This is a genomic window from Xanthomonas maliensis, assembly GCF_009192945.1.
GTDB lineage: Bacteria > Pseudomonadota > Gammaproteobacteria > Xanthomonadales > Xanthomonadaceae > Xanthomonas > Xanthomonas maliensis.
On the sequence record NZ_NSET01000044.1, the window covers coordinates 184,639 to 201,676 of the forward strand.

The window sequence follows — 17,038 nt, forward strand, 5'->3', positions numbered from 1 at the left end:
CCGTTACCTCGCTTCACGAGCCGGACGCGACGGACGGTCGCCACGGTCGCCGCGATCGTTACGATCGTTGCGCGGGCTGTCGTCCTGCTTTTCCTGGCCAACCTGGGAGAAGTCGAACACTTCGCCCTTATAGATCCAGACCTTGATGCCGATGATGCCGTACGTCGTGGACGCCTCGGCAAAACCGTAATCGATGTCGGCACGTAGCGTGTGCAGCGGCACGCGGCCTTCGCGGTACCACTCCGAACGGGCGATTTCCGCACCGTTGAGGCGGCCAGCGACGTTGACCTTGATGCCCAGCGCGCCCAGGCGCATCGCGTTGCCGACCGAGCGCTTCATTGCGCGGCGGAACATGATGCGACGCTCCAGCTGCTGCGCGATCGACTCGGCGACCAGCTGCGCATCCAGCTCGGGCTTGCGCACCTCGGTGACGTTGATGTGGGCGGGAACGCCCATCATCTCGCTCACTTCCTTGCGCAGCTTCTCGATGTCCTCACCGCGCTTGCCGATCACCACGCCCGGACGGGCGGTGTGGATCGTCACGCGAGCGGTCTTGGCCGGACGCTCGATCAGGATCTTGCTGATACCAGCCTGCGCAAGCTTCTTGCGCAGCATTTCACGCACCTTGAGGTCGGCTGCCAGGTAGTTGGCGAAGTCGGCCTTGTTTGCGTACCACTTGGAATTCCAGTCCTTGGCGATACCCAAGCGGATTCCAGTCGGATGAACTTTATGACCCATGGTCTTTTCCTTTCCGCTTACTTGGCGGCGCCCACAACCACAGTGATGTGGCTGGTGCGCTTGAGGATGCGGGTACCGCGGCCTTTCGCCCGCGCCATGAAACGCTTCAGGGAGGGACCTTCATCAACCATGATGGTCTTGACCTTCAGCTCGTCGACATCGGCGCCCTGGTTGTTCTCGGCATTGGCGATCGCCGACTCCACCACCTTCTTGATCAGGTGGGCAGCCTTCTTGTCCGAGAACTTCAGCAGATTGACCGCTCGCTCGGCGGACAAACCACGCACCTGATCAGCGACCAGGCGGGCCTTCTGCGGGGAGATGCGCGCGGTGCGCAGGATTGCTTTCGCTTCCATCGTCATCTCTCCTTACCTGCCCGACTTCTTGTCGCCACCGTGACCCTTGAAGGTCCGGGTGACGGCAAATTCGCCGAGCTTGTGGCCGACCATATTCTCGTTGACGAGCACCGGAATGTGGTTCTTGCCGTTATGCACGGCGATGGTGATGCCTACCATTTCCGGCAGGATCATCGAACGGCGCGACCAGGTCTTGATCGGCTTCTTGCTACCCGCAGCGGACTCCACCTTCTTTGCAAGGTGGTGATCGACGAACGGGCCCTTCTTGAGTGAACGTGCCATGGTCGATTAGCCCCTACGATCGCGGACGATGAATTGCTGGGTGCGCTTGTTCTTGCGCGTCTTGTAACCCTTGGTCGGAACACCCCACGGGGTGACCGGATGCGGATTACCTTGGCCAGCCTTCGCTTCACCACCACCGTGCGGGTGATCGACCGGGTTCATGGCCGCACCGCGAACGGTCGGGCGAACACCGCGCCAACGCTTGGCGCCGGCCTTGCCCAGCTTCTCGAGGTTGTGCTCGTCGTTGCCGACTTCGCCGATGGTGGCGCGGCACTCGACCGGCACCTTGCGCATTTCGCCCGAGCGCAGACGCAGCGTGGCATAGATGCCTTCGCGCGCGACCAGCTGGACGGCAGCGCCGGCAGCGCGCGCGATCTGCGCACCCTTGCCCGGCTTCAGTTCGATACCGTGGACCGTCGTACCGACCGGGATGTTGCGCAGCGGCAGGGTGTTACCGGTCTTGATCGGTGCGTTGGCACCGGCGATGACCTGGTCACCCGCCTTCAGGCCCTTCGGGGCGATGATGTAGCGGCGCTCACCGTCGATGTAACACAGCAGGGCGATATGGGCGGTACGGTTGGGATCGTATTCGATCCGCTCCACACGCGCCGGAATGCCTTCCTTGTTGCGCTTGAAGTCGATGATGCGGTAGTGCTGCTTGTGACCACCGCCGACGTGACGCACGGTGATGCGGCCATGGTGGTTGCGGCCACCGGACTTGCTCTGCGAATCGAGCAGTGCCGCGTGCGGCGCACCCTTGTGCAGGTCAGGCGTGACCACGCGCACGGCGGAACGACGGCCGGCGGAGGTGGGTTTGAACTTCATCAATGGCATGGGATGGACCTCAGGCCTTGGCCGTTACGTCGATGGACTGACCATCGACCAGGCGGACGTACGCCTTGCGCCAATTGCCGCGGCGGCCAGCACGGTTACGGAAGGACTTGTTCTTGCCCTTGACGTTGACCACGTTGACGGCTTCGACCTTGACGTCGAACAGCTGCTCGACCGCGGCCTTTACATCGGCCTTGGTGGCGTCGTTCGAAACTTCGAAGACATACTGGTTGGAGATTTCCTGCAGGCGCGCGGTCTTCTCGGAGACTCGCGGAGCACGCAGCACGCTGAAGATTTTTTCGTTGCTGCTCATGCCAGCCACTCCTCGACCTTCTTGACCGCGTCAGCGGTGATCACGACCGTATCGGCCCCGACCAGAGCGACCGGATCCAGACCCTGCACGTCGCGCACCTGCACGTACGGCAGATTGCGAGCAGACAGATACAGGTGCTCGGAGGCTTCTTCGGTGACGATCAGCGGGCGCTTACCCACATCCAGTCCCTTCAGCTTCTCGATCAGGCCCTTGGTCTTGGTGGCCTCGACGTCGAACGCGTCGACGATCATCAAGCGACCCTGACGGTTCAGCTCGGAGAAGATCGCGCAGATGGCCGCACGGTACATCTTGCGGTTGACCTTCTGCTCGAAGCTGCGCGGCTTGGCCGCGAAGGTCACGCCGCCGCCGACGAAGATCGGAGCCGTCAGCGCGCCGTGACGTGCGCCACCGCCCTTCTGCTTCTTCGACTTCTTGGTGGTGCCGTTGACTTCCGAACGCGTCTTCTGCGCCTTGGTACCAGCACGGCCCGCGTTGCGATAAGCGACAACGACCTGGTGAACCAGATCTTCGCTGAATTCGCGACCGAACACGGCATCGGAGACCGAGACCTTGTTGTTGCTACCCGTGATAACGAGTTCCATCGTCATCTCTCCTTATGCCTTGCTCGCCGGACGCACGATCACGTCGCCACCAGCTGCGCCAGGCACGGCGCCGCGGATGGCAATCAGACCACGCTCGACGTCGACCTTGACCACTTCCAGGTTCTGCGTGCTTTGCTGCACGGCGCCCATGTGGCCCGACATCTTCTTGCCCGGGAAAACGCGACCCGGCGTCTGGCGCTGACCCAGCGAACCCGGCGCGCGATGCGACAGCGAGTTACCGTGGGTGGCGTCGCCCATACGGAAGTTGTGGCGCTTGATGGTGCCCTGGAAACCCTTACCCTTGGTGACGCCCTGGACGTCGACCTTCTGGCCGACCTCGAAGATGTCCGCCTTGATTTCGCCGCCGACGGCGTAATCGCCGAGCTGCGCATCTTCAACGCGGAATTCCCACAGGCCGCGACCCGCTTCCACCTTCGCCTTGGCGAAGTGGCCTGCAGCCGGCTTGTTGACCAGCGCGGCACGACGGGCGCCAACGGTGACCTGCACGGCGCTGTAGCCGTCGGACTCGACGGTCTTGATCTGCGCGATGCGGTTCGGAGTTGCTTCGATCAGCGTGACCGGCACCGAGCGACCGTCTTCCATGAAGACGCGGCTCATACCAGCCTTGCGGCCCACGAAGCCCAACGAATATTTCTTCGTCATGGTCGTAGTCCTCAGGTCAACTTGATCTGTACATCGACGCCAGCCGCGAGCTCGAGCTTCATCAGCGCGTCCACGGTCTTGTCGTTGGGGTCGACGATATCGAGCACGCGCTTGTGCGTGCGGGTTTCGTACTGGTCGCGCGCATCCTTGTCGGCGTGCGGGGAGACGAGCACGGTGTAACGTTCGATCTTGGTCGGCAACGGAATCGGGCCACGCACTTGCGCGCCGGTCCGCTTGGCCGTCTCGACGATCTCGCTGGCCGAACGGTCGATCAAACGATGATCGAACGCCTTCAGCCGAATCCGGATCTTTTGGTCCGCCATGACGGTGGGTTCCTTCGTTAAAAGAGCGACGGGCAAGGCCTCTGGGATACCTGCCCCGATATTCCTGATGTAGTTGAATCGCCGCGCATCCTGCCGACGAGGGCACTTCCTCCGCCCAAAAACTGAGGCAGCCCGGTTACCCGGCCTGCCCAGACGGAAAAGTATAGTGCGCAACAAGAGCACGGTCAACAACCAGGGGCTGTTGAGTGCTCCATGCGACGCGACCTTCCCGGTCTGGCGAACACGAGCGGCATCCTGCCGTTCTTTTCGCTGTAACTCGACACCCTACCCAGGGATACCGAGCCGGGCATTGTAGGCGCGCGTCCTCGCAGGCGCAAGCCCCCGATTCCTGGTGCGCTGGATCGCGGGCGTCTGGACGGAGATGTGCGCAGCGCCTCCCGTCCCTTGAACGCCATCGCAGGCGCCCATGTCGCACCACATTCTCGGGTAGGCGGCAGAGCCGCGCACCGGTGACCCGCAGCCTCGATCCCCCGGCAGATCGCCCGCATGCCCTACCGGTCCACCTCCCGGCGCTGACGCAGACGGCGGAAGGTGAAAGCGTCGTGAAAGCTTCGCATGGAACAGTCACCCCCGACGACCCCCAGCGCCCCAAGGGACGCTGGTTCACCGCCAGCCCGGTGTTGCAGGCGTGGCGCTCATAACGGAACGATGAGACCAGGGTAGTGCGAAATGGAGAGTTCGCTTTTTCGCCGCGAAGTGCTCGACGCTCCCAGCCAAGCGTGGCTGGGCACGGTCAGGCTGGCGACGCCGGTTTCCACCCAGGGCTGGACCGTGGCGGCGGTCGCGATCGCTGTCACGATCCTGGTCTGGCTGTGTTGCGGCCACTACACCCAGCGCGTACACGTCAGCGGGCTGCTGGTTCCGCGAGCGGGCCTGATCAGCCTCACCGCCAATACCCTGGGCGTGGTCGACCATATCGCGGTCGCCGAGGGCGATCGCGTCGTCGCCGGGCAGATCCTGGTCTCGCTGTCCGGCGAGCACACCAGCAAAGCGCTGGGCAATACCGCCGCCAGCATCGGCGAGCAGTTGCAACAGCAGGCACGCAGCCTGCGCCAAGACGCCGACGATGCGCTTAGGCTGAAAGACAAGCAGGTTGCCGACAACCGCGCGCAACAACAGCTGTTGAAGGGGCAACTGACCCAAATCGATGCCCAGATGGTCATCGAGAAGCGGCAGATGGCCCTGGTGCAGGACCTGGTCAACAAGTGGTCCGGCCTGGTCGCCGGCGGCTATATTCCGGCGCTTCAGGTCGAGCAGGAGCAGTCGGCCCTGCTCGCCGACGAATCGCAATTGCGATCGTTGCAGCAACAACGCTACAGCACGCAACAGCAGCTAAGCATCCTGCAAGACCAGTTGACCCAGCTGCCACTGACAGTGTCGGCCAAGCTCAACGAACTGCATCGCCAACTGGCGCAGGTCGAACAGGCGATGGCGCAAAACGAAGCCAACCGTTCCAGCGAACTTCGCGCACCGACAAGCGGCACGATCTCCTCGTTACTGGTCAGGCCGGGCGCTTCGGTATCGCTTGGCCAGTCCTTGCTCGCGATCGTGCCCGATGGCTCACGGCTGCAGGCACAGCTGCTGGTCCCCAGCCAGGCGGTTGGCTTCGTGCACCCGGGGATCGATGTCACCCTGCACTATCAGGCATTCCCGTACCAGAAATTCGGCCTGCACCACGGCGTGGTCAGCAGCGTCTCGCGCAGCGCGCTGACGCCTGGCGAGGTGTCGTTACTGCTGGGCGGTGGTACGCAACCAGCATCGGCAGCCGGGGCTGCGGCCGACTCGCTTTATCTGGCGCGCGTGGATCTGGCGACCCAGACCGTCGATGCGTACGGGCGCCAGGAGCCGCTGCGCCCAGGCATGGCGCTGGATGCGGACATGCTGCTGGACCGTCGCCGGATCGTGGAGTGGATCTTCGAGCCGCTCTATGGGATGGGCCACCGCTGGAGCAGCGGCGCATGACTGGCCCGATCGACGCGCGCCGCGTGCAACCACATGTCGCCGATGCAGACACCGATACCCCCCGGTCCGATCGCACCGAGCGACTGCGGTTCTGGCGCCTGCGCGCCTTGCCGAACGTGCTGCAGGCCGAGGCGGCCGAATGCGGACTGGCCTGCCTTGCCATGATTGCCGGCTACCACGGTCACCACACCGACCTGCCGGCGCTGCGCCGACGCTTCAGCCTGTCGTTGAAAGGCATGACCGCACGTCAGCTGCTCGACGTCGCGCACACGCTGGGACTGCAATGCCGGCCGTTGCGGCTGGAGCTCCAGGAGCTCGGTCAACTTCAGACACCCTGCATCCTGCATTGGGATCTCGATCACTTCGTCGTCCTGCGTGAGGTCGGCACGAACACGCTGACCCTGCACGATCCTGCCGTGGGCATACGCGCCTTGCGCATTGCAGAGGTCGGGCAGCACTTCACCGGGGTGGCCATCGAGTTCTCGAAGGGACCGACCTTTCAGCGCCAGCGTGAAACGCCGCCGGTCTCGCTGCGCTCGTTGGCCGGCTCGATCCGTGGCCTGGGACGCGGGCTTGCGCAGATCTTCAGCCTGGCGCTGGTGCTGGAGCTGTTTGCGCTGCTGGCGCCGCTATTCATGCAACTGGTGGTGGACCAAGTCATCGCCGACGGCGATCACGATCTGCTGACGTTCCTCGGCGCGAGCTTCGCTCTGCTGATCGTGCTGGAGACGGGGGTAGCGACGCTGCGTAGCTGGACGGTGATGTGGCTCAGCACGCACTTCAATCTGGGCTGGACCGGCAATGTGTTCCAGCACCTCATCCGCCTGCCGCAAGCCTACTTTGGCGCACGCCATCTCGGTGACATCGTGTCACGCTTCGGTGCGATCGACACCATCCAGCAGACCCTGACCACGCGTTTTGTGGAAATCCTGCTCGACGGCTTGATGGCCAGCATCACCCTGGTCGTACTGTTTCTGTATAGCCCCTTGCTGTCGGCCATCGTGCTGAGCGCCGTCGCGCTATATGCCGGGCTACGCCTGCTCTATTTCAGGATTTACCGCGAAGCCAATCTGAGCCAGATCACCGTCAGCGCCAAACAGCACAGTCGCTTTCTCGAAGCCGTGCGCGGCGTGCAGACGATCAGGCTGCACAATCAGGAGGCCAGCCAGACAGCGCGCTACCTCAACGCCGCTGCCGACACGCTCAACACCTCGATCGCTGTGCAACGCCTGGATATGCTGTTCACGGCGCTGCAGAGCCTGGCCACCGGCGGGCAACGGCTGGGCGTGCTCTGGCTGGGCGCCTGGTTAGGCCTGAAGGGTCAGTTCACCGTCGGCATGTTGACCGCGTTCGTCGCTTACGGCGATCAATTCAGCAGCCGTGTCGCCAGCCTGATCGACTACACGATCGAGCTGCGCATGCTGCGGCTGCAGGCCGAGCGATTGGCCGACATCGTGCTGACGCCGCCCGAGCCCTATGCGATCAGCGAGCACGTCGGGCCGTTGCCCGCACCCGGCATCGCCTTCCGCAAGGTCAGCTTCCGCTATGCAGATGGCGAACCCTGGGTGCTGCGCGACTGCAGCTTCGAGGTGGCACCAGGCGAATCCGTGGCCATCGTCGGCCCCTCCGGTTGCGGAAAAAGCACCTTGATCCGGGTACTGCTCGGCTTGCTCGATCCCCAGCAAGGCACCGTCGAAATCGGCGGAATGGATCTGCGCCGGCTCGGCAAGTCGACCTATCGGGCGATGACCAGCAGTGTGATGCAGGACGATCACCTATTCACCGGCTCGATCGCCGAGAACATCAGCCTGTTCGACGCGCTCGCCAACCAGGACGACATCGAACACGCCGCGCGCCTGGCCGGCGTGCACGATGACATCGTGGCGATGCCGATGGGCTACCACAGCCTGGTCGGCGATATGGGCTCTTCGCTTTCCGGCGGACAACAACAGCGACTGTTTCTCGCACGCGCACTGTATCGCCGACCGCAGATTCTGGTGCTGGACGAGGCCACCAGTCACCTGGATGTGGCAATGGAACGACGACTCAATGCCGCCATCAAGAGTCTCAACATCACCCGCGTGGTGATTGCGCATCGTCCCGAAACGATCGCGCATGCAGATCGCGTGATCGAGTTGTTCGACGGAGCAGCCACGTCCCGCACCCCAACAGGGCGCGCTGCCGCCCTTCATGCGACCTCGTAATGGAAGACCGGTGATGAGAGCGCTGCAGAGCATCCAACCTGCCAAGACGGCGACAGCCAGGCCCGTATCCGACGATGTGGTTGCCTGGGCATCCGGCCTCGCATCCGCGAGCGTGACCAGCGTGGACCAGGTAGCGTCAAACGACATCGATCCCGGGCATGTGCATGAACGAACGAGCCATGACATGTGCGTCGCTCGCAGCGACGTTCGCTGCGCCGCTACACGCTTCTTGCGATGCGACCCAGCGCCTCCGCATCCCTGCTTTCCAGGTAGCGACAAGACCGGCACCCAACTCCCGTCTCTCAGAAAACAGCAGCGCTTGAAGGTGGACGGAACTGCGATAGCCACGTACTGGCTGCTGGCCGCTCTCACCGGTCTTTTGAGCCCGACAGCCATCGCTCAGGTGCCGCTGCAGCAGACGGCACAACTGCTGGCAGTTACGCCGGCCGGTCAGCTAACTGACCTACCCATGACCTTCAACACGCTTGAGCTGGTTGCCAAGTCGGATTTGAAGAACGGCGTCTCGATCCTGGTCTGGCGATACAGCACCAAATATGGCGAAGGCGATTGCGACCGCAGTGCAGGAAGCGATACGAAAAGCTGTCCGCGGGTCGGGCTGCTGGTCTCTACCCGCTGGGAAATGGAGGAACAGTCCAGGTTCGCGCTATGGAGCATTTCGGATCGGCGGTGGTGGCGCGTCGCGGGCCCTGTCGGCTCCAAGGCGATCGGGACATTCGACGACCACGGCACGCAGTCCGACCTCATGCTCTATGCCTGCGAAGCATCCAGCAGCGTCGCATCGGGTGCTAGCCAGCCCACGCCATCCGACAACTGGCATGCGGTGCCCTACCGGCTTCATGTCGGTGCCTTCGACCAGGTGCGCCTGACCCGGCTTCCCGAGCAAGCGCCGCAACGCAATTGCTTCGGGGACGACGCCGCGCCAAGGCCGGAGCCGAAGCACTAACACATCCCCTTCCCGCTCCCTTTCATGCCTTACGAACCCAGGAGTCAGGCTCGTGTCGTCATCGGAAGCATCATCCCTGAAGGTCGTCAACAATTTCATCGACACAACCCAGTTGCCGCAGCTCATGGGCGGCGGCTGGTCGTATAGCGTCTATCCGGGGCTACTCGGCGATACCCATCCCTCCTGGCATATGCACCTGTGCGGAAGCCGCAGTGCACATGATCGGGCCATTCACGACGATGTGCTCAACGCCACACCTGGGCTTGCAGCGCTCAACGAGGTGTGGAAGTACATCCAGCAGGAGCTGGCGCCAGACTATGGGTTGGTGCGCGCGTACGCTACCGGCCACACCTATGGGCAAGACGGTGCGCTGCATCACTACGCCAAACCGTCCGACCAGGAGCGTGTGGCGCTGCTCTACACCAGCGCCGAGTGGAAGGACGACTGGGCAGGCGAGACCGTGTTCTACGACCCTGCACGCGAATGCATCTCCATCCGCCCTCGCCCCGGCCGGCTGGTGCTGTTCGACGGATCGGTCACCCGGGTATCGCGCGCACCCGCACGCGACTGCCCAACGCTGTGTTCGACCCTGGCCTTCCATATGCGGCGACTGCGCCGCTGAACGTCAGCCCCGAGACGTCACATGACCACTCATCCTCCACGCCGCATGCTCGTGCTGGCGCTCTCCCTGCTCTGCCTGCCTGCGGGCCAAGCCGTAGCAGCGGGCTTCGGTCGCCCACACGCCGATGACGGAATACCGCTGCAAATACCGATCACCGATGACACCGGCCATCCCTGGACGATGCAGGGGCGCCTCTGCCTCCCCGCACGCGCCGGCCGGCCGCGCGTGGTTGTCATCGCCCACGGCTCGCCGCCAAACGCTGCGGATCGGCCTGGCATGGGCCTGGAAACCTGCAGCGGCGAATCGGCGCAATGGTTTCTCCGCCGACACTACGCCGTGGCCTTGGTCCTGCGCCTGGGCTATGGCGCCACCGGTGGCCCGTGGACGGAAGGCTATGGCGGCTGCGATCACGCCGACTACGACAAGGCCGGCATGGAGACAGCGCGACAACTCAAAACGATAGTGGATTACCTGACCGCCTCGCCAACGCTCAGCCCGAACGGTGCGATCGTGGTAGGCCAGTCTGCCGGCGGCTGGGGCACGCTGGCCTATGACAGCCTGCCGCATGCCAACGTCGCTGGCTTCATCAACATGGCCGGTGGACGCGGCGGACATTTCCACGACCACCCCAACAGCAATTGCCGACCTGAAAAACTCCTCGACGCGGCAGCGCATTTCGGCAAGACAGCATCCACGCCGATGCTGTGGATCTACACCGCCAACGACAGCTATTTCGCTCCGCCGCTAGCAGCCGCCCTGCATCGCGCATTCACCGAGGCGGGAGGAACCGCGCAATTGGTGACGCCCGAGGCCTACGGCGACGACGGGCATCACCTGTTCTTCGGTCGCGGTGGCTCAGCGATCTGGGGACCACCTGTCGCCGCATTTCTCAGCTCACTGGATGCTTCGGCATCTCCCTAACCACGCATCGCCTCCGGGTGGAGCTTACGATGACCATGCAATCGATCCGGGACATCATCCAGACCATCGGCCTGCATACCGCGGCTGACAACATCCCGCTCATCACCAAGACAGGCGGAGCTTACACCTGGCTGTTCGACCTGCGCCGGGTGTTCATGCACCGCGAGGCGCTGGAACAGATCGCGCAGGCCTTCTGGGAGCGTAACGGCGCACGTGAGCCGTTTCAGCTCGGCGGCCTGGAGACCGCGGCGATTCCTCTACTCACCGCGCTCATGCTGACCGCGCCGGCACATCGCGGCGCAGTCAACGGCTTCATCATCCGAAAGGACCGCAAGACGACCGGTCTCGGCAAGGCGATCGAAGGCGAGGTGCTCGACATCCCGATCGTACTGGTCGACGACTCGCTCAATTCCGGCAACAGCGCAGAGAAAGCTCGCGCTGTCATCGCGGCGGCTGGGCATCAACTGCACGATGTGTTCGTTGTGGTCGACTTTCTGTCCAAGGCCGGCCTGCAGTGGCGCAAGACGCACGACATCACCGTGCAATCGCTGTTCAACCTCAAGGACTTCGACCTGCCGGTCGATCGCAAGACGCCGTATCCCACGCAGGCCTACCGGGAGCTCTGGCGAACCGTGACGCCTGGGGGCTTCGCTTATCACGTCGTGCCCAAGTCCGCACCGCTGCTGGTCGGCGATCTGATCTTCCGCGGCTGCGATGCCGCGAAGATGCAGGCGTTCTCCGCACACACCGGCGGGCTGGTATGGGAGTACCCGGTCGCCGGGGCCGCATACACCAAGAAGGGCATCTGGTCATGTCCGGCCTATCACGATGGGCGACTCTACTTCGGCGCCTACAACGGCACCGTGTACTGTCTGGATGCGCAGACCGGCGAAGAGATATGGACGCATCCCGACGGGGACTGGGTGGGCGCTTCGCCGCTGCTGGTGCCCCGCCACAACCTGGTGTACTTCGGCATCGAGTACGTACGCCCCTGGGCGCAAGGCAGCCTGGCGGCATACGACATGACCACCGGCGAGAAAGTGTGGGAACACCAGGTCGAGAAGCTGCAGCATGGCTCGCCGGGCTATTGGGAAGGTGGGGATCTGGTCATCTGGGGCAGCGCCGATCACGAGACGCTCGCACTGGAGGCAAAGACCGGCCGCATCGTCTGGCGTTTCCCGACGCGGCGCTCGGTCAAGTACGCGCCTGCGGTCGATGAGCAACGCCGGCTGACCGCATTCGCCTCGTTCGACAAGTCGATCTACATCTTGGACGTGGCCACGGGCGAAAAACGCGGCGAATGGCAGACCGAAGAGATCTGCTATACCACCCCACTGTTCGCCGGCAACAAACTCTTCTGCGGCTCGGGCGACCGGCACCTGTACGTGATCGATGTCGACACGATGCAGCTCATCAAGAAGATCAATCTTCGCTCGCGGGTCTATGCCTCACCCAGGCGCATCGGCAACCGCGTCATCGTCGGCAGCAATGGTGGCCGGGTCGTCGAAATCGACATCGAGACGCTGGAAACAAAAGGCATGTTGCAGTTGCCCGACGCAGTCACCAACGGCGTCGCCGTCTCTGCCGATGGGCGCCGCATCTTCGTATCGACCTATATGAATCACCTGTATGCATTCGAACGCGTGAGCGGCAGGGAAGAAAGCGCAACCGAACACGCACTGGCCGCCTCGTCGTAATGCACCGTGCGCGCAGCCAGACCGATCCAGCGACCAACACAAACTCTATTCCTGGAGCTGTGCCATGCAACCCTGCTTGTTTTTGTTGTTCGGCCTACTCATCCTCGGCATGGTCATCGCACAGGCCCATGCCACCGGCAACAACGCCGCCTGCACGCGCGCGCTGCGCCAGGCCTTCGCCGCCTCCCCAAACGCGGCCACCCTGCCCGCTCCCTGCAGGCACATCGGGCCGGTCACACTGGGGCTGCAGAAGGACGAGGTGCTCGCCGCGCTCGGCCAGCCGGACGCCACCCGCGGTGATGCCAAGCACCCGGACACGCTCCGCGTGATGTACCTGTACCCGCGCGATTTGAAAGCACGATTGGCGCAACATCCGCTCCCGCTCGAGATGGTCGGCGTCACCAGCCTGACCGTAAGCTTCCGCAACGATCAGGTCATCAATGTCGATATCTTCGCCTCTGTGAGCGTTCCCGTGCCCTTCAACCTGCTCGATCAGCCGGTCGGCACTCATGTCGATCGCATCCTCCAGGCAATCGGTGGAAGCCCGCAAGGGAACTCCAGCCGCGACTATATCCAGTTCTCGGCCATGCCACTGAGCTTGTTGGTAGATCCGGACACCTCGGCCGTCGTCGGGTTAGACATCGCAGACAACAAGGACGACCTGTACAACTTCGGCAGGTTCAATTTAATTCTTCTCAAGGATCCCAAAAGCGGTCTGATCAACGGGGTGCGTTGAATCCCGACATTGGTCCTCGCGCTGCGGTGACCGGTATGCACGGCGGCGTCCATGTCGACACCAGCAGTGAGTCCTACAGAGCGCGCACACCCCGGAGACGATCGGAATGAACATTCCCGACGTCAGCCACGTGGAAGGACCAGCCAGCCAATTCATCAGTTCGAGTCTCACAACCGACCGGCCCGCCACCAGTCGAGAGAGTAGCGACGTACACGTACTTATCAGCGTCTTCAAATAACCCAAAACTCGACCCCGTCTTCCGCGCCAGGCAACCCCGGCCCGGATCACAGTCCCATCCGGAGAGCTCGATGAAGGCCATTTTCCAACCGCGCGTGTTCGTGGCGGCATTCATCGCCATCGCCATCGCCATGCAAGGATCGCTGCAGGCGACGCAAGCCGCTCCACAAGACGAGTCTGCGCAGGCGCTTGCCTATCTGTTCAAGAATGATGCCGTGCTGTCTCGAACATTCGGTCAATGCCCTGGACTGAGCTTCAAGCGCACCCAGACCAGCGCGAGCACAACGTTCCTGATCGACGGCTCCTGCGACATCAAAAACAGTCCCGAGGAAAACGCCGACTGCCCCGCCTACCGAATCCACGCAACCGGCACGGTCGATACGCCATCGCATTGGACGATCCGCCAGCTGCAACTGACCTTGATGTGTTCAGAGGAAGGGATGGGAACTCATACCAAGATGTAGTCGCTGCATGAGGAACCGCTTCCTGCATCGGCCATGACGCGTATCGACAGGCTCCGTCATTCGCCTGCAGACGCGCACCACGGTTGACGTCGCGGCGCGTCCGGTACTGGGCGCGCATCGATACTCCAATGATGTCAGGGTTCCCTCCGCGCGTTTACACACTGCCAAAACAGCATCGCCACGTGCGTTCCGCATGCGCAGGGTCGCAGCGCATGCAGAACGCGACGGGATCGAAACGGATGCATGGTCACAGGCCCTGCATCCGGATCAGCCGAAGCGAGGACGGCTCATTCCCCGCACACATGTAAAGGACTGAACATGAGAACGCTCGATATCATCGAGATCGATTTGGTAGCAGGCGGCAGGCGCGCATCGATCGGCAGCCATCCGCTTTCCAGCTCGATTCACCACGCCAAGGCACACAAGAAAGTCCACCACGCCAAGGCCAAGGCTCAGCACCACCACGCTGCGGTCCACATGACTGCAGCGACGCATATGGCCTCGGCGATGTACGAGGAACCGATCGAGGCGGAGGGCGGCGGTGAAGGTGGTGAAGGTGGTGAAGGTGGTGAAGGTGGTGAGGGGGGCGAAGGTGGTGAAGGTGGAGAAGGTGGTGAGGGGGGCGAAGGCGGAGAAGGTGGCGAGGGCGATGGTGGTGACGGTGATGGCGGCGAGGGCGACGGGGGTGATGGTGACGGCGCCGGCAGCAACAACGATCCAGCCACGTCTGCCTCTGCCAAGGGCACCACGGTGACCTACACGGATGCGGACGGTTCGACGCAGCAGATCTCGGGTACGCATCCAAATCGTGACAACAATCCGCTGGACATCCGTTCGGGCACCTTCGCCAACAACAACGGATCACTCGGCGACGATCGTGGCTTTGCGATCTTCTCCAGCCCACAGGCGGGGTTGGATGCCGCCGCGGCGAACATGAATCGCATCAACGACAATGCGGGCGGTAACGCCACGCTCAGTCAGATCATCAGCACCTGGTCCCCGCCCAGCGAGAACCCGACGTCGGAGATGATCACCACGATTACGACCAATTCTGGCCTGAACCCGTCGGATCAGTGGAGTTCATTGAGCAGCGCCCAGCAGAGCGCCTTCATCAACGCCTACGCGCATCGCGAAGGCTGGCACGGCAACTGATCCCTCTCGATAGCGGGGCCGGGATACGTATCCCGGCCCCATCCTCCAGACACGACCCGGAGATCCGTATGGCAACCCGACGACTTACGCTCCTTGGCTTGCTGCTTTCTGGCATGGTCGCATTCTCGGCGCAGGCCGCCGGCAATCTACCCGACGCGTGCACTGCCGCCTTGAAGCGCGCATTTGCGGCTGCAGTCGATGCCAAGACGCTACCGAATGCGTGCAAACGTATCGGACCGGTCACCCTTGGCATGTCCAAGCAAGAGGTGATGGCAGCACTTGGCCAGCCGGACATCACACACACCGATGCAAAGGATCCGGACACACTGAGCATTGCGTACCTATACCCGCGCGAGTTCAAGGCACAGCTGGTACAGCATCCGCGTCCAGTCGACACACTCGTCTACAGCCAGTTGACAGTACGCTTCCGCAACGATCGGGTTATCAATCTGGTCGCCTTCGCCAATATGAAAATCCCCCTGCCTTTCAACTTGCTCGGCCAGCCGGTCGGCACCCACATCGACCGCATCCTCCAGGCGATCGGCGGCGAACCGCTCTGGAACGCCAGCCGCGACTATGTGCAGTTCAAGGACCTGCCCTTGGCTATGGACGTAGATCCAGACACCTCGGCCATCATCGGATTGGGCATCGCAGACACAAAGGACGACCTTGAAAGCTTCAGCCCGCTCGGTTTGCAACTCCTCAAGGATCCCCAAAGCGGCCTGATCAACGGGGTGCGTTGAATTTCGACCATCGCCCTATGCTGCGGTGACGGGCATGCATCGCAGCGCAGGAAGCTCGGCACGGAATCGGCGTCACCGGAGCAACCTGCCCACGCGCCACGGCGATTGCAGCAGACAACGCGACCACTCCGAAATTGACCTGAAGTCGCCACACCGTTGTCGACCCTGCGGTGCTCTCGGCACTCGGGGGTGTCGATACTCCATCGGTCTCAGGTCCCCTCTGCGCGTTGACGCAATACCAGGGCAGTATCGCCAAGCGCGTTCCCCGTGCGCCGCGTCGCAGCGCATGAAGAACGCGACAAGATCGATCCGGACGCAGAGCCCTTGCCATGCATCCGGATCAGCCGAAGCGAGGACGGCTCATTGCCCGCGCACGCGTAAAGGATTGAACATCAGAACGCTCGATATCATCGAGATCGATTCGGTAGCAGGCGGCAGGCGGACATCGATTGGCAGCCATCCGCTTTCCAGCTCGATTCACCATGCCAATGCACACAAGAAGGTCCACCACTCCAAGACCAAACCCCAGCACCGCCACGTTCTGGTTTTTTCGCGGCCCTCCGCGATGGAGGCTGCAATAATCGCTCCGTTGCAGAACGGCCGGCAAACAAAAAAAGGTCGGCTTGCGCCGACCTTTTCTTTCCTGACACGGCAGCCGAAGCTGCCGTGCTGCAGGCACAGACTTACTTGATGATCTTGGCAACCACGCCGGCGCCGACGGTACGGCCGCCTTCGCGGATCGCGAAGCGCAGACCTTCGTCCATCGCGACCGGGTTGATCAGCGTCACCACCATCTTGACGTTGTCGCCCGGCATCACCATTTCCACGCCTTCCGGCAGCTGCACCGCACCGGTGATGTCGGTGGTACGGAAGTAGAACTGCGGACGGTAGCCCTTGAAGAACGGGGTGTGACGGCCGCCCTCATCCTTCGACAGCACGTACACCTCGGCCTCGAACTCGGTGTGCGGCTTGATCGAACCCGGCTTGCACAGCACCTGGCCGCGCTCGACGTCGTCACGCTTGGTGCCGCGCAGCAGCAGACCTGCGTTATCGCCTGCCTGACCCTGGTCCAGCAGCTTGCGGAACATTTCCACGCCGGTGACGGTGGTCTTCTGGGTGTCACGGATGCCGACGATTTCGATTTCGTCGCCCACCTTGATGATGCCGCGCTCGATACGACCGGTCACCACGGTGCCGCGACCGGAGATCG

General features: G+C 62.9%; 19 protein-coding genes. 10 read left to right on the forward strand and 9 right to left on the reverse strand.

Annotation, left to right across the window (positions count from 1 at the left end; genetic code table 11):
• Window positions 1–3 precede the first annotated feature (3 nt).
• From rpsC to rpsJ, 8 genes are read right to left on the reverse strand one after another with little or no spacing between them, the layout of a single operon-like run.
• Window positions 4–738 (reverse strand): 30S ribosomal protein S3, encoded by a 735-nt coding sequence (gene rpsC, locus CKY51_RS14105; RefSeq protein WP_152249387.1) that lies wholly within the window; start codon window positions 736–738, stop codon window positions 4–6.
• Window positions 739–755: 17 nt separating this feature from the next.
• Window positions 756–1,091 (reverse strand): 50S ribosomal protein L22, encoded by a 336-nt coding sequence (rplV, locus tag CKY51_RS14110; protein WP_003486710.1) that lies wholly within the window; start codon window positions 1,089–1,091, stop codon window positions 756–758.
• Window positions 1,092–1,103: 12 nt separating this feature from the next.
• Window positions 1,104–1,373 (reverse strand): 30S ribosomal protein S19, encoded by a 270-nt coding sequence (gene rpsS, locus CKY51_RS14115; RefSeq protein WP_005917128.1) that lies wholly within the window; start codon window positions 1,371–1,373, stop codon window positions 1,104–1,106.
• Between the two features lie 6 nt (window positions 1,374–1,379).
• The gene (gene rplB / locus CKY51_RS14120; RefSeq protein WP_022972736.1) at window positions 1,380–2,207 is read right to left on the reverse strand and encodes a 50S ribosomal protein L2; all 828 of its coding nucleotides are present in this window, start codon (window positions 2,205–2,207) and stop codon (window positions 1,380–1,382) included.
• A 10-nt stretch (window positions 2,208–2,217) separates the two neighbouring features.
• The gene (rplW, locus tag CKY51_RS14125; RefSeq protein ID WP_022972737.1) at window positions 2,218–2,517 is read right to left on the reverse strand and encodes a 50S ribosomal protein L23; all 300 of its coding nucleotides are present in this window, start codon (window positions 2,515–2,517) and stop codon (window positions 2,218–2,220) included.
• A complete protein-coding gene (gene rplD, locus CKY51_RS14130) occupies window positions 2,514–3,119 on the reverse strand; it encodes a 50S ribosomal protein L4 (protein ID WP_038221316.1) in 606 nt (201 codons plus the stop codon). The genes rplW and rplD overlap by 4 nt, the downstream gene beginning before the upstream one ends.
• Before the next feature lie 12 nt (window positions 3,120–3,131).
• A complete protein-coding gene (gene rplC, locus CKY51_RS14135) occupies window positions 3,132–3,782 on the reverse strand; it encodes a 50S ribosomal protein L3 (protein WP_022972739.1) in 651 nt (216 codons plus the stop codon).
• Window positions 3,783–3,793: 11 nt separating this feature from the next.
• On the reverse strand, window positions 3,794–4,105 hold the full coding sequence (rpsJ, locus tag CKY51_RS14140; RefSeq protein WP_140723621.1) for a 30S ribosomal protein S10: 312 nt from the start codon (window positions 4,103–4,105) through the stop codon (window positions 3,794–3,796).
• A gap of 690 nt (window positions 4,106–4,795) precedes the next feature.
• Between rpsJ and CKY51_RS14145 the strand changes: the two genes are divergently transcribed.
• The 10 genes from CKY51_RS14145 (at window position 4,796) to CKY51_RS14190 (ending at window position 15,828) form a co-directional block, all read left to right on the forward strand.
• Window positions 4,796–6,088 carry an HlyD family secretion protein gene (locus CKY51_RS14145; protein WP_152249388.1) on the forward strand — a complete coding sequence of 431 codons (1,293 nt, stop codon included), beginning with the start codon at window positions 4,796–4,798 and terminating at the stop codon, window positions 6,086–6,088.
• Complete coding sequence (locus CKY51_RS14150; RefSeq protein ID WP_152249389.1) at window positions 6,085–8,292, forward strand: peptidase domain-containing ABC transporter; 2,208 nt, start codon at window positions 6,085–6,087, stop codon at window positions 8,290–8,292. The genes CKY51_RS14145 and CKY51_RS14150 overlap by 4 nt, the downstream gene beginning before the upstream one ends.
• 319 nt (window positions 8,293–8,611) lie before the next feature.
• Window positions 8,612–9,256 carry a hypothetical protein gene (locus tag CKY51_RS14155; RefSeq protein WP_170292330.1) on the forward strand — a complete coding sequence of 215 codons (645 nt, stop codon included), beginning with the start codon at window positions 8,612–8,614 and terminating at the stop codon, window positions 9,254–9,256.
• 52 nt (window positions 9,257–9,308) lie between these two features.
• The gene (locus CKY51_RS14160; RefSeq protein WP_152249391.1) at window positions 9,309–9,878 is read left to right on the forward strand and encodes a 2OG-Fe(II) oxygenase; all 570 of its coding nucleotides are present in this window, start codon (window positions 9,309–9,311) and stop codon (window positions 9,876–9,878) included.
• Window positions 9,879–9,899: 21 nt separating this feature from the next.
• Window positions 9,900–10,799 carry an alpha/beta hydrolase family protein gene (locus CKY51_RS14165; RefSeq protein WP_244952541.1) on the forward strand — a complete coding sequence of 300 codons (900 nt, stop codon included), beginning with the start codon at window positions 9,900–9,902 and terminating at the stop codon, window positions 10,797–10,799.
• Window positions 10,800–10,828: 29 nt separating this feature from the next.
• Window positions 10,829–12,496: an outer membrane protein assembly factor BamB family protein gene (locus CKY51_RS14170; protein WP_152249392.1), complete on the forward strand. Its 1,668-nt coding sequence runs from the start codon at window positions 10,829–10,831 to the stop codon at window positions 12,494–12,496.
• A gap of 64 nt (window positions 12,497–12,560) precedes the next feature.
• Entirely contained in the window at window positions 12,561–13,232 is a 672-nt protein-coding gene (locus CKY51_RS14175; protein ID WP_152249393.1) for a secreted signal peptide protein, read from the forward strand.
• 308 nt (window positions 13,233–13,540) lie between these two features.
• A complete protein-coding gene (locus CKY51_RS14180; protein ID WP_152249394.1) occupies window positions 13,541–13,933 on the forward strand; it encodes a hypothetical protein in 393 nt (130 codons plus the stop codon).
• A gap of 318 nt (window positions 13,934–14,251) precedes the next feature.
• Window positions 14,252–15,085 (forward strand): hypothetical protein, encoded by an 834-nt coding sequence (locus CKY51_RS14185; RefSeq protein WP_152249395.1) that lies wholly within the window; start codon window positions 14,252–14,254, stop codon window positions 15,083–15,085.
• A gap of 68 nt (window positions 15,086–15,153) precedes the next feature.
• On the forward strand, window positions 15,154–15,828 hold the full coding sequence (locus CKY51_RS14190; RefSeq protein ID WP_152249396.1) for a secreted signal peptide protein: 675 nt from the start codon (window positions 15,154–15,156) through the stop codon (window positions 15,826–15,828).
• A gap of 683 nt (window positions 15,829–16,511) precedes the next feature.
• Here the strand turns inward: CKY51_RS14190 and CKY51_RS14200 are convergent.
• On the reverse strand, window positions 16,512–17,038 hold a 527-nt coding region (locus CKY51_RS14200), incomplete at its 5' end, for an EF-Tu C-terminal domain-related protein (RefSeq protein ID WP_152249398.1).